7 protein-coding genes are annotated in these 13,486 nt (G+C 44.9%); all 7 read right to left on the bottom strand.

The window, feature by feature from the left end; all coding sequences use genetic code 11:
* On the bottom strand, positions 1–3,237 hold a 3,237-nt coding region (locus VB073_RS16960; protein WP_323405374.1), incomplete at its 3' end, for an RHS repeat-associated core domain-containing protein.
* A gap of 16 nt (positions 3,238–3,253) precedes the next feature.
* On the bottom strand, positions 3,254–6,751 hold the full coding sequence (locus VB073_RS16955) for a hypothetical protein (protein ID WP_323405373.1): 3,498 nt from the start codon (positions 6,749–6,751) through the stop codon (positions 3,254–3,256).
* 766 nt (positions 6,752–7,517) lie between these two features.
* Positions 7,518–7,997, bottom strand: a complete 480-nt coding sequence (locus VB073_RS16950) for a hypothetical protein (RefSeq protein ID WP_323405372.1) — start codon at positions 7,995–7,997, stop codon at positions 7,518–7,520.
* Positions 7,998–8,148: 151 nt separating this feature from the next.
* Complete coding sequence (locus tag VB073_RS16945; protein ID WP_323405371.1) at positions 8,149–9,165, bottom strand: RHS repeat-associated core domain-containing protein; 1,017 nt, start codon at positions 9,163–9,165, stop codon at positions 8,149–8,151.
* Positions 9,166–9,541: 376 nt separating this feature from the next.
* Positions 9,542–9,913: a hypothetical protein gene (locus tag VB073_RS16940; RefSeq protein WP_323405370.1), complete on the bottom strand. Its 372-nt coding sequence runs from the start codon at positions 9,911–9,913 to the stop codon at positions 9,542–9,544.
* A 451-nt stretch (positions 9,914–10,364) separates the two neighbouring features.
* Positions 10,365–11,216, bottom strand: a complete 852-nt coding sequence (locus VB073_RS16935) for a TonB family protein (RefSeq protein ID WP_323405369.1) — start codon at positions 11,214–11,216, stop codon at positions 10,365–10,367.
* Positions 11,217–11,235: 19 nt separating this feature from the next.
* A partial coding sequence (locus VB073_RS16930; RefSeq protein WP_323405368.1) for an RHS repeat-associated core domain-containing protein occupies positions 11,236–13,486 on the bottom strand: 2,251 nt, incomplete at its 5' end.

Genomic DNA, 13,486 nt, shown 5'->3' with positions numbered 1-13,486 from the left:
CCGCATAAAATCATAGACCTCACCCCATGTTGGCTTGTCATCTTCCTCTTCCTCTTCCTCCTGCCCAGGCATTTGATTTCCCGGTATCGTCCGTATGACTTTTCCATTCTGATATACCAACCAGTTGCCCATATCTGTTTTATCCTCAATTATCTGTCCATTTCTATATTTTATCCCATACACCCCTATATATTGTAATTTATCTTTATCTTCGCGTAAAATAAATTTTTTATCCGGTGCTATTATGACATGGTCCCTAAATTCAGGACTCGAGGACAACTGTTCTGCCAGGGAGCTTCCGTCGGCTCTCTTTTCGGCGACATCACATGAATACAATATGATCGTAAGTTGTTCTCCCTCCTTCCTGTTTTGCCAGGTTTCACTATCTCGGGAGAGTAATACTTTCAGTCCCTTACCGTTAGTTACTTTCGACTTGGAAATACCAGCAAAACCTTGTAACTCTAATATTTCGTTGCTGCCATGAGTAAAAACATTGATTGCCTTATTATCCGGATACATCGCCGCGTGTTTGGAATTTGAAGTAGGATAATGATAATATATTAGTTTTTCTCTTCCCTCCCAATCCACATATATGATAGGATTATTTCCCACATACACATACGGACTGAAAGATAAATACTTTTCCGCCATGGGATCCACCGTGAACCACCTGCCGAGTGCAGGATCGTAATGCCTTGCCCCGTAATCGAGCATGTCGAGGTCGAACTTGCGGTCGAGTTCCTTTCCGTTGTACTTGTAGCGTTGGATGGATGGCCGCGCCAGTTCGGAGAACACTCCCCCGAAGGGATAGTAGTGGTTCACCTCCTCCACCGTGCCGGCCTGGTTGACTACCACCCTGTTGTTGCCCTGGTGGTCCCTCAGGTAGTAGTGGTAGACGGGCGTGGTGCCGGTGTCAATATACCCCTCGTCGGTAAGGAGCGTTGTCATCATGTTGTTATTGTACACCCTGTTTCCCACATACTCCATCTTCGTGGGCTCCCCATCGGAGAGGTAGGCCACGCTCAGCTTGTTTCCCGCCGCGTCGTAACCGTAGATGATGCTCCTGTTGCCGGAGAAGGTGATCACATTCGGCAAATTTAGTTCATTATATGTAATGGAGGTTATATTCCTGTTCAAATCTTTCGTTAAATTTCCATTGTCGTCATAGGTGTACTCGTTTGCGACATTGGCCCTGTCCACGAAATGGAAGGCTCCCTGGTAGGTGATGGGCGTAGTGACTGCGTCGGTGACCTTTGTGAGCTTGTTTCCGGCGTAGGTATAGGTGAGGTTGTCCATTAGCCCGTAACTGTCCACCCCGTTCAGGTTCCCCCGCCGTTGCAGCGTGCCGATATTTCCCATCTTGTCGTTGTAGGTGACGGTTTCGTTGAACCGGTTCAGGTTGGTCGTGATGGCGGCGCCTTCACCGTATGTTGCGGCGGTGAGGCGGTCCAGTCCGTCGTAGGAGAACTTGTAGCCCCGCTCGGTGGTCTCGTTGCCCGACTTCCACTTCATGGCGCTGATATTGCCGTTATACAGTGCCTTGGCGGGTGTGACCCCGTTCACGGGGGCATTATAGGTGAGCGTCTGGTTGAATTTCGTGCCGGTAACCTGTGTGAGCCAGCCGCGGATATTATAGTGGTAGGTGGAGGTTTCATTGGCCACTTTTTTTGTTTTAGTCCTCCCGGCTTCATCATAGCTGTAGCGGGCAAGGGTGGCTTTCGGGGCCGTATTCAACTGGTGCGTAACCGAGTCCAGCCGTTCGGCCGGGTCTGCCTGGGGGTTCCCGTAATAGTAAGTATAGGTCTCGGCATAGAATTTCTTGTCCGGTGCCCAGTGTTCCAGCCTGTGCTGTCTGATCTTGCCGGTGAAGGTATGGGTGGAATACTCCTTGTCGTATCCTCCCAGGTGGTTGGATGCGCGTGTCTGGATCACGCGGTCGCGGAGGTCGTAGTAGATGGCGGCAACGCTGTATCCGGAGGGATCGTCCAGGCGGTAGGTGCGGCTCCCGGTGGGCAACCCGTTCGGCTGCGCATGCTGGGTGGTCCCTCCCGCCGCCGAAAAGGCGAGGCTGTCTTTGGTTGCGCTCATCTGCAGGTCGAGGAACCGGTAATTGTCGTAATAGCTCACCGTCATCAGCCTTACTGTTGCGGGCAGGTTCAGGTTCACGTTGTACCCGCCAAGTCTGGTGCCGGTTGGGGTGGAGTCATAACCCGCCTTGACCACGGTATTCGTCAAGTCCGGGACCGTTGCGGATACCCATATCCCGCTCACTACCTGGCGGCCCAATGCATCGTAGAGGGAGAACATCCACTCGTTCCTTGCCTTCAGGTTGGCATCCTGGGAGAAAACCATGCGGTCCTCCCTGTCGTACCTCATCTCCACCGGTTTGCATCCGGGGAGTTTCTTGCGGACACAGCGGTTATAGTCGTCATGCCAGTAAAGGTAAGCGTAGTCGCCTATGGCTGCCGTCGATTCGGTCCATGTGGTACTTACCGCGGTCAGGACATCCGATGCGGCGGGTGGCAGCACGGCCTTCAGCATGCCGAAATCATCGTACACGTAGTAGGTGTCGTTCTGTACGGCATCGTTCATCTGTCGGATGAGCACCACCTGCCCGAACATATCCTTGAATTCGTAGGAGATGTGTCCATCTTCATCGGTCGTCTTTGCAACCCAGAGGCTGCCCGCGGGATACATCCCCGTTTTCCGGATGGAGATATCCATCCTTATGCCGCAGGTATACCGCGCACATGACAATACACCGGATGTCGTGTTTGCCATGTACTCGGTTTTCACTGCCTTGCTGTCGCTGCCGTATGTCCTGTGCCAGTCCTGGCCGGGGCCGTAAGTGGCGGCAACGGCTTCGGAGTGGGCGTTGTCGTAGGTTATTTTAGTATATGGGCTTTGGTCGCCATAAAAGGCTCTTCCCTTTTCCAGGACTCCCGTAACAAAAGCCCCGTTGTTTCCCTGCACGGGAAACGGCAGCCTTGTGGCAATCTCCCTGTGGCGGGTATCGAAATCGCGCGCGGTGACCAGGTCAGCCCCCGAGGGGGTTATTCCACGTTCTACCAATTGCACCGGCCTGCCGGCATCGTCGAAATACTGTATGATATCAAGCACATTGGAACCGCCTGCGTCAAGGTATGTCTTCGTTCTTACATGAAGCATATCGGGGTTTATCTGCCCGTATAATCCGGAACAGATAAAAAGGGCGGTGATATAGAATAGCTTTTTCATCGTTCTATTTTTTTAATTATAGTATGTCATAATAAAACCAGAAAGATTCCGTCTTTTGCTCATTGGAGCCTGTATCGGTTACGGTACAGGTAACGGTAGCCCTGCCTTTCTTTGTTGTGCCGGGAACGGACAGTGTCATCCTGTTGTCATTTACCACATAGTCCGGTTGCTCATAGGTATCCGTTTGACCGGTGCCTGAGTCTGTCGCGCTTATTTTCCACTTGCACTTGTATCCTCCCGAACCACCGATTATGTCTATATAGAAGTTGTTTGCCCTCGAGTAAAGGATAAAGGGAGCCTGGTCCTGGTAATGCTGGAAACTGATGATTAACGGGGGATTCGGGATGGAAGATCCTCCGCTGTTCTTATACTTTGCCAGCCTGTACTCGTATTCGACTACTTTTTTATCCTCCACGTCTTTCTGAAGCCTTAACCGTCCCAGGTCATCATATACAAACCGGTTGGTCTTGCCCGAAGGGTCGCTTATGGTAGTTATCCCTGCCAACGGTTTGTATTGGTAGGTGGTTATATGGGCATCGGGGTAACTTGCCTGCAGATTTTTTATGGTATTGAAATCCTGGGCGGTGGGATCGGTATTGCTCAAGGCGACAGCCAACGGGTAGTAGGCGGAATAGGGTATGTTTACAAGTTTGGCTATCGGGTACTGGTTCCTGTAGGACCATATAAACCCTATTTCGGGCTGACCCAGTTGCTTGATGTTGATAATATTATTCTTGTAATATTTATAACTTGCCTGCTCGACAAATTCTCCGGGGACATAAATATTCTCACCGTTCAGGTCAACCCGTTTGGATATTGTCTTGGTATGTGGCCCTTCGAATGTGACAGCGGTGGTGATTTCCTTTTCATCTACTTTCCGCACATGGTTCGAAAGCTTATACATATTGGGTTCTATATAGGTATATCCGAACTGGTCTTTCTGGTATTGGCCATTGCTTGCGCGGGTAATAATCGCAGAAGGGTTTTTATGCCTTTGTGTCTGCAGATATTCATAATCCTGTGTAGTGACAATACTGCTGCCATTGGCAAAGTAACGGGTCATCGTCTTTTTCGTGAAAGGCATATAGCCGGCCTTGTCGATTACCAGATGTCCTCTCAGATAGGCCTTCTGCCCATCCAGCCAATCATTCAGGGATGAAGACTCGGCCGTGGCGATAGCAGATTGATAACTGCCTGTACCCCATATCACTTGACTGCCATTGTACCCCTCTATGGGGAAGATCTCTACCGCGCCCTCCGGAAGAGGTTGTCCTATCCTGTCCGGGTAGTGGAGCTCTTCCTTGTAGGTTAACCTGTCGCCGGTATATTCTTCCTTCTTGTATAATTTTCCCGAGTTTTTGTAATACCAGTTTTCCACGTAGGTGTCGTAAGGATAAGGCGGATAGAAATCACTGGAGCCATAAAACTGTTCCCTGTGGGGGAAGAATCCTCCACTGTTGGAGCGGAACGAGTACCTGATTTCAAAATCGAAGTTTTCGTAGAGGTCGCCGTCGCCCGTTATCCTTGGTCCCAGGATGCATGTGAAGGGATTGACATTGGGTTCCCTGTAATAATAGACGGTACGTTTCTCCTCTTCACCACTGGCAAACACCCTTTCCATCACCTTGGTATAGATGACAGTCCTCCCGTTAGGGAAAGTTATATTGGTTACCGGGTTGGTGGTAAATGTACGTAGCCGGGAAGTCTGGATAAGTCTCTTGTTCTCATCATATATGTTTTTTGTCTGGGTATAACAGTAATCATCTATGGTAACCATCAGCGGAGCGATCCCTCCGCCCCATTCCATCTCGTTCCGCGGTTCATAGCTTCCTCCATAATTCCGGTAGTCCGTTATCCCGTAATCGTACCAGATCCGTTTGAAAAAATTATTGGAACCGGTTACTTTGACCTCTACAACCCGGAGCCCTCCCACCTCCTTGAAATAAAAGATCGGTTCGCCGTTGGTATTCCAGGGCCATGTGGAAAAAGGTTCAACTTTGATTGCGACCTTGTTGGCTTCGTAATCAAAAAGGGTGGAGACACCCTGTGGGTCTGTTATCAGAGAAAGCATTCCGGCTTCCATGGCGCAACCATCGCTTTCACGGTTGGCAATCCCGTTGGTGAGAAATCCCCCGCCGGGTCCCGAATAGGTTTGCGCGCTAAAATAGCCTTTGGGAATGGCATTCTGGTCATTTTGAAATTTTCCGTTGAAATATCCCCAGTGATCGATTGCCTGGGTAGTTTGGGCGGGTACGTAGTTGACATCCAGATATTGGAGGGTATACTTCTTTTCTCCTTCACCGGCATCAAAGATCTTCACGCTGTCCAGCTTGATAAGTTCCGTATAGGGGTTGTACCGGGATGTAAAGAGCGTTACTGTTTTCAATATCTTCCCTTCGTCATTTTTCACGATAATGGATTGTAGCCGGTTGCCGCTCGTCATGAACTCTACACTCCCATACGGGAAATTTATCTTCTTCAGTTTTCTTTCCTTCACATTATTTCCATTAGGATTCCCACTTCCCTCATAACCTATATCAATATCCATGGTTTCATGTGTATCTGTATATTCCATCCTTCCGTTGTTATACCTTATCCAGTAGATTCTCTTTGCACCATATATGGAATCGATGATAAACCTTGAAGTCATTGCTGGAGAGCCCTCTGAAGCCCCTTCTTTCCATCGCCGGTCCTCTACTATCATGGATCCCTTCAGGTTTGAGGTGATGTGATGGTATGTCTCCACGAAATCGGTATATTCGAACCCGATTGTACTGGTCTGGGGATAGTGGGATGACTCAATCGAGGTGCACAACCACCGGGTGGGATACTGCATCGACTTGTAATAGGAGATTTCCGCGATGCCGTCAAAAGAATATTGTATGCCATTCCCGTCTGTTATACGGCCGAAACTGGCACCTCCCTGGGGTGTCCCCAACACTTGTACTTCCTTGTCCGATTCCGGGATCATTTGAAACCCGTAGGTCGGTAACTGGCGCATGAACAGTTTCCCGCCGCCGCCAGGCAGTTGATAGTAATAATCGTCTTGCGATTCATCATAAATTCCTTTCTCCACCAGTTTTTTCAGGTAGGTCTGGTCGTAGCTTCCTCTCTGGTCGTTATGTAGGAATCCCCTGTATTCGTTCCAGTTCAATTCATCCGGCAGGCCGTTGGCTTTTCGCACGACGGACGGTGCCGCGTTTAATGTCCATCCTGTAGCTATCCACCCGCTGTTTTCCCTGGGACGCAACCCTGACGGGTGACAGGTAAGGGTGATCGGGAGTGTGATATCTCCTGTTTGTATGGTATAAAGAGGAATAGTGATGTCAGGAATACCCGAGGAGGGCTCCACCGGATAATCTGTATATTTAATCACGGCTGCAGCTTCGGGTGACATGACGGGGACATCCGGCGGGATTATGTAAGTTTTGTTCTCCACTGCTTGTCCGAACAGGGATAGACCATCTGCTGCTATCAACAGGACAAAAATAGTAAAGTGTACATTTCGTTTCATAGATTTTCTCATGATTATAATAGGTGTTGTTTGGTCATTGATAAAACCGGAAATTTGAGATCTTACAAACGCGACTGGAACGTTTATGGATGAGGCATTGTCTATCAATTATGAATAAAGATTGTTGCTATTGTATAATAGAATCAAGACAAGCCGCTAATCAGGGGCCAGATGAGAATCCTTTTCATGATGATTAATCTTTTAATAATATAACATATACTATTAGAGAATAAATGTATTAACTGTATACGCAAGTCATTATATCGAATGAATGTTTATGCATATATGATAGAGGCAAAAGTAATATATAATTTTTATTAAACAAATAATAAGAGAAAATTTAAACGAAAAAAACTAATTAAATTTTATAAAAGTAATATTTATTGTTTAGTGAGGATTGGGTTAATTCACTGTTTTTATACTGTTGGTCTAATATGTGGAGTTTTACGTAACCCATTCTTTTTACGCAACAAGGATTCATAAAGTCACTAAAATAGTTCGGATACAGGCGCAAAAAAGGGATTAAAAAAAATCCCTTTTTCAAAGAAGTGGAAGCCGTTTTTTATCGGTTTGCAATATGGGTGTAGAGTTGGGTGTTGATTAGGGAGTTATGCCTTAAAAATCGGGCTATACCCTTTATGTCCATTCCGTTCTGTAACGAATATTGGGCGTTTAGTTCCAAATTGCAAAACATAAAGGCAGATTCTAACATTCACATCATCCACGAAGCGGAAATCATTTAAATAAATACCGACTTATGAACTTTTTAAGGACACAAGAATCGTGATAATTTTAGCTCTTTACCGTTTCTCTCCATAAGCCAGTCCACATCAGATGCCATTTCATTGCCAATATAATCTTTGATATCAATCCCCCCATTTATCTTTTCGTAAACATTGGGAGGTATATTCTTTCCGGTATTCCTAACAATAAAGACGTATGATGAATCATTTTCGATTGGATAAAAACCGCCGTAAATATCCTTAATAGTCTCTTCGTATCCCACTAATTTACTTTGTGAAACAAATAGAGTTGTAGAATCAAATATCATTTCAATGAACTTTCGATCTTTATTAAAGCAAGGGGAATCAAAGATTATGTCCTCAATTTTTTTTTGATATGAGGTGTCAATTACCGCTAATTGAGGTATAAAAAAAATATGACGCGGGGTGTAGACTTGATCGTTCTTTCTGTTTGTACACGAGAGAAATGAAACTATAATTATAATGATAGCTGAAAATTTCATATGCTGAGTGTTGTTGTTTATGGACGGGCATATTTTGCCCATGGATGTCCTCTGAAATCTTGATATATGGATATTGAATTATATTGAATATAGTTTTCGCGAACATACTTCCCGTTGGTTCCGGGTAAGTATATCTGGAACTTTACAAAGCCTAACACCTGCATTTTCTTGGCTTCTCCAATATCGAATTTTTATCGTATAATCCTGAAGGATAAGGGATCCCGCCAGGATGGCTATGGATAAAGCTATAATTATTGCCAAAGGAGGAAAAATCACTATAAATTTCAGCGTCCAGTAGGCCTTTTGATAGAGAGCTTTCATCATAAGATGTGAGAATTTTTGAATCCCCTTTGCGATATTCGGTTAATCCCCACTCAACATTTGTATTGTCTGCAAGAAACTCAAATGCACTTGATGCGCTTTCTTTTGAAATAGTAAATTTGTCATATAGTAGATTCCCATCCTTGTCATATTTATCTTCATGTTTTACTGTTCCAAACTTAAAACTGATACTGTTAGACGTTCTATTTCCATCCGCATCCAGCATAATAAACGCATCTTGGCCTTCGTCTTTAATTCTGTCTTTAATCTTACCTTGAATATCAATCTCCCAAATATCCATTCCATTGGGATCGATAAAGTTTATTGGATTATTTCCAACATACACATACGGAGAGATAGAATAATATTTTTCCGCCAAGGGATCTACCGTAAACCACCTGCCGAGGGTTGCATCATAATGCCGGGCACCATAATCATACATGTCCAGTGCGAAACTGCAGTCGATTTCCTTGCCGTTGTACTTGTAGCGCTGGTTCGAGTTCTGCAGCCCTTCACCGAACAATCCCCCGAAGGGATAGTAGTGGTTGACCTGCTGTACTGTACCCGTCTGGTTGACCACCACCCGGTTGTTGCCCTGGTGATCCTTCAGGTAATAATGATAGGTGGGAGTTGTCCCCGGGGTTATATACCCCTCTTCCGTGAGCAGCATGCCTAATGTGCCGTTATTGTAAACTTTGTTGCCGGCATATTCTATTTTCGAAGTCACACCATCCGACAGGTAAGCTACGCTTAGCTTACTTCCCGCGGCGTCATAGCAATAGGTAATGGATTTGTTCCCCGAAAAGGTGATGACGCTTGGCAAATTTAATGGATTATACGTTATCAAGGAAATATTCTTGTTTAAATCTTTCTTTAAATTACCATTCTTATCGTATTCGTACTCAACAGTCTGGTCTGCCCTGTCCGCGAAATGGAATGCTGCCGGGTCGTTGACCAGGGGTGTTACGGCATCCGTGACTTTCGTGATTTGGTTTCCGGTGTAGGCTAGGTACTCATCCTCGAAGCCGCTGAGGGTATTGGAGGCATGGCTTTACAGCAGGTAGCGTGAAGTTTATCTCCTGGTTTCATAAGGGCTGGTAAGTCTAAACAAGTGTCTCCTTAAAATATAAAATCCCGCCAATCTTTTATAGACCAACGGGATTCAATATATGTTTTTAAGGGTTTTCGTACTATAAAAACATAATCTTTCGGATATTCAAAAATCACCGCAGGCCATTCTTGATCAAATCATAAATGAATAATACGACCCAGAGACAACCGCTCATTATTCCTGCGTAAACCCAGAATATTTTTGGCAAAAATACTAAGAAAGCAATAATAGAACCTCCAACGAAAAATCCAAAATACATCCAACTTTTAGGCGTTGCTGCATCCTTGAATTTGAACCGGTTGGCTTTTAAATCTCGGTAATATATGCAAACCGCAAAATTAAAAAAGAACATGCCCGTTACAGATATTGTCATCCAGAAAGCAATTTCTATACTTTTAGATTGCATATAAAGTGCAAAAAAAGATAATAATAATGCTATAAGCCATTCTAATAAGTTTTTTTTATTTATTCTTAATCTTTTCATCTTCTATTACAGTATTTGTTCCTTTTGATATTGCTGTTGAAGTTGCTACACTTGTAGCTGCTGCTTGTGTACTACCATAATTTTCAGCCCTTTGTGTTGCCTTTCGAGCAGCCTCCACCCTGGATTGTCGCGGGTTATCTCCCCTCGCCACCCTTTGTGCTCTATCGGTTTGGCGAGCTAAAGTTCTTCCTTCGGAAGATGCTTGTTTCGCAGCTTTTTTATCTTATATGTAATTCCATCTAATTTTATCCGATTTGAATTACACAAAAAAGTTACACTCGTATCTTTGTAGCATACTATAACTTCGTACTCACAACCAAAACGAACAGAGACGGACAGCGGACAGGCAAAAATTTTGCCTTAAAACTTTCCCTTTAGTGGCAAAGCCACCCCGCCCCGAAAAAGAAAACCCCGCAGGATTGCGGGGCTTTCAAACATATTAAAATTGAAATTAAGGAACTATATCATTCCTCAAAAATACAACAGGAAAGAGGGCGTTCACTTTCTCCCCTCTATGTGAAGCAGGTACAAACTCATATTGACAGATAATTTTAGCAACTCGCAATGCTTCGTTGTCTATTTCCGTGTCATTGGAACTTTTACTAATATTGTTCAACGTAGCTTTACCGTTCTTATCTATCAAAATGCTAACAACAACAGGAACTTTTCCTTGCATATTATTCCTCTTTACCGCAAAATTTGAATTTATTATATGTCGCAGACTGTCTTCTCCTAATGCAAATTCGGGCGCGATTTCGACCTCTGCAATCTGATAAATTTCATTATTTGCGACAGGTACATTTGAAGTTTCAAAGAACTTTTGTGCTAAACTCTGAATTGCTGATATATCTCTATCGGCAGTAACCTTGTAAGTCTTCATTTTACAGAAAGACAGGTCTTTGAAAAAACAAATCCTCCAAATGGACGGGTCGTATTCAGTAAAATTATCACCACACCGTTTCTGTGTTTTAATTTCACTGATTACAGAGTAGAAATTTGAATTTTCACTACCAAATGCTCTAATTAAATGCCCTGAATACGAAGTTTGCCCGATAAAATCCTCTCTGCAAAATTTATATTCCTTGCTGTTATTGGCAAAAACCGAAAGATAGTAATGCAATGAGTCTGTATTAGAGATAATTATTATTTCATCTTTTCTGTTTTTTGCATTGAGATTTTCAACGTCATTGATATACATAGAAATCAACTCTTTGGTAAAATCTGTCAGCATAATATTATCTTTTTTTGCTTGACAAGACATAAAACTGAAAACCATAAATATAATGCCAAATAATTTATTCATTTTCATATCAATAAGAGTATTAAGGTGGTGGTAATCCAACACCAGGATAGAATGTGTGAGGAGTGCGTAATCTTGGTGCTACTATTGTAGCAGGGGAAAATACCATATTCCAAGACATTGTTCCTATAATACTTTTGTTATCATACATAACCAAAGCATTATTCTTGGGTTGATATACATATCGGTCAACATTAGGTAAGATATTGGCTGCGAATTTATCGCCACTTGTATCGCCTGCTCTAAATCCTGATGGTTGGGTACTATTGGGGTGATTGTGTATAATAGAAGTAACTGTTTGCCACTTATCACTTAATTGTTGAGCTGTTAAACTTGCCTTAACCGAACCTTCTTTATGGTTAGTCATAACCGTTGAGCCGTTGCTCTGTGTGTTTATCAAGCCAAATTCTATTTTTGTATTATCAGCAAAAAACTTAAATAAACTTGCGCCCGAAGCTTCGTTTCCAACAGAAAAACTTGTAGCATCTTTTTTAAAGAACAAACCGCCTGCCTTTTGAGAATCTGTTATTGTCCCGTGCTCAAAAGAAATAGAATTATAGCTTTTATTACCATCAGCATCGGTAGTGTATGTCCTATTCCCTTTGTTATCAACCATATAAAATGCATCTTGCATTTTATCTTTTATACGATTGACGATTTTACCTACATCATTAATCTCCCAAACATCCCTGCCGTCAGGGTCGATAAACCTAATTGGATTATTGGTCACATACACGTACGGAGAAATAGAATAGTACTTCTCCGCCAGCGGATCCACCGTAAACCATCTACCCAAGGCCGCATCGTAATGACGTGCTCCATAGTCGTACATGTCCAGCCCGAACTCCCGGTCGAGCTCCTTTCCATTGTACTTGTACCGCTGGATTGAAGGCTGTACCCCCTCCCCAAACAACCCGCCGAACGGGTAGTAATGGTTCACCTCCTGCACCGCCCCGCTTTGGCTGATCACCACCCGGTTGTTGCCCTGGTGGTCCTTCAGGTGGTAATAGTATGCCGGCGTTCCCGAAACCGTGGCATAGCCCTCCTCCGTCAGCACAATGCCCAACGTGCCGTTATTGTATACCTTGTTGCCCACATAGTCCCTGCTGGTCGTGGTCGTCGTCCCCGACTTGTAAACTACGCTTAGCTTACGTCCAGCCGCGTCATAACCATAGGTAACCGACTTGTTACCCGACATGGTAATAACTTTTGGCAAATTTAATTCATTATACGTTATGGAGGTGATATTCCTGTTTAAATCTTTGGTTATATTTCCATTGGTGTCGTAGGTGTACTCTTCGGGCGCATTGGTCCCGTCCACGAAGTGGAAGACACCCTGGTAGGTGATCGGCGTTGTGACCGCATCGGTAACCTTGGTCAGCCTGTTCCCGGTGTAGGTATAGGTGAGGTTGTCGATTTCCCCATACCCGCTGTCGAGCCTGCCCCGCCGCACCAGTGTCCTGATATTTCCCATCTTGTCGTTATATGTCATGGCCTCGTTGTAGTTGTTCAGGTTTGAAGTGATGTTCGCGCCTTCCCCGTATGTTGCGGCCGTGAGCCGGTCCAGACCGTCGTAGGTGAACTTGTACCCCCGTTCCACGGTTTCACTGCCCGACTTCCATTTCATGGCGCTGATATTGCCGTTGTATAACGCTTTGGAGGGAGTGACGCCATTCACGGGTGCATTATAGGCTAGCGTCTGGTTGAATTTCGATCCCTCTATCCGTGTCAGCCAGCTTCGCACGTTGTAACTGTAGGTGGAGGTTTCGGTAGCCAGCCCCTTCGTCTTTAAACGTCCGATTTCGTCGTAAGTATAGACAGCCATCGTGATCTGTGCGGTGTTGGGCGACAGCCTGTGTTTTAAGTCCAGAAGCCTCTCGGTAGGGTTTGTGGTAGGATTTCCGTAATTGTAGTAATAAGTTTCCACACGGGTGGTGCTGCTCGTGGCCGAATGCACGAGCATCCGTTGTTTTACCTTGCCGGAGAAGGTGAATGTGAAGTATTCATTGTCATATCCCCCGAGGTGGTTCGACGAGTGCTGCTGTACGATCCTTCCCCTGTGGTCGTAGTATATGGCCGATACGGTAAATTTGGCCGGATCATCCAGTTGGTAGACACGCGTGCCAGTCAGGTTTCCCCGGGTGCTTGTGAATTGGGCGTCATACCCTTTGCCAAGAAAAATAAGGCTGTCCTTATTCGCGGTCATGGTCATGTTGAGGAAAGCATAGTCGTCGTAGTAGTTGACCGTCATCAACTTTATGGTTCCTGTCAGG

The organism is Proteiniphilum sp. (assembly GCF_034927365.1).
Classification (GTDB): Bacteria; Bacteroidota; Bacteroidia; order Bacteroidales; family Dysgonomonadaceae; genus Proteiniphilum.
Note: the sequence above shows the minus strand (reverse complement) of the source record. Positions and strands in the feature narration are given on the sequence as shown.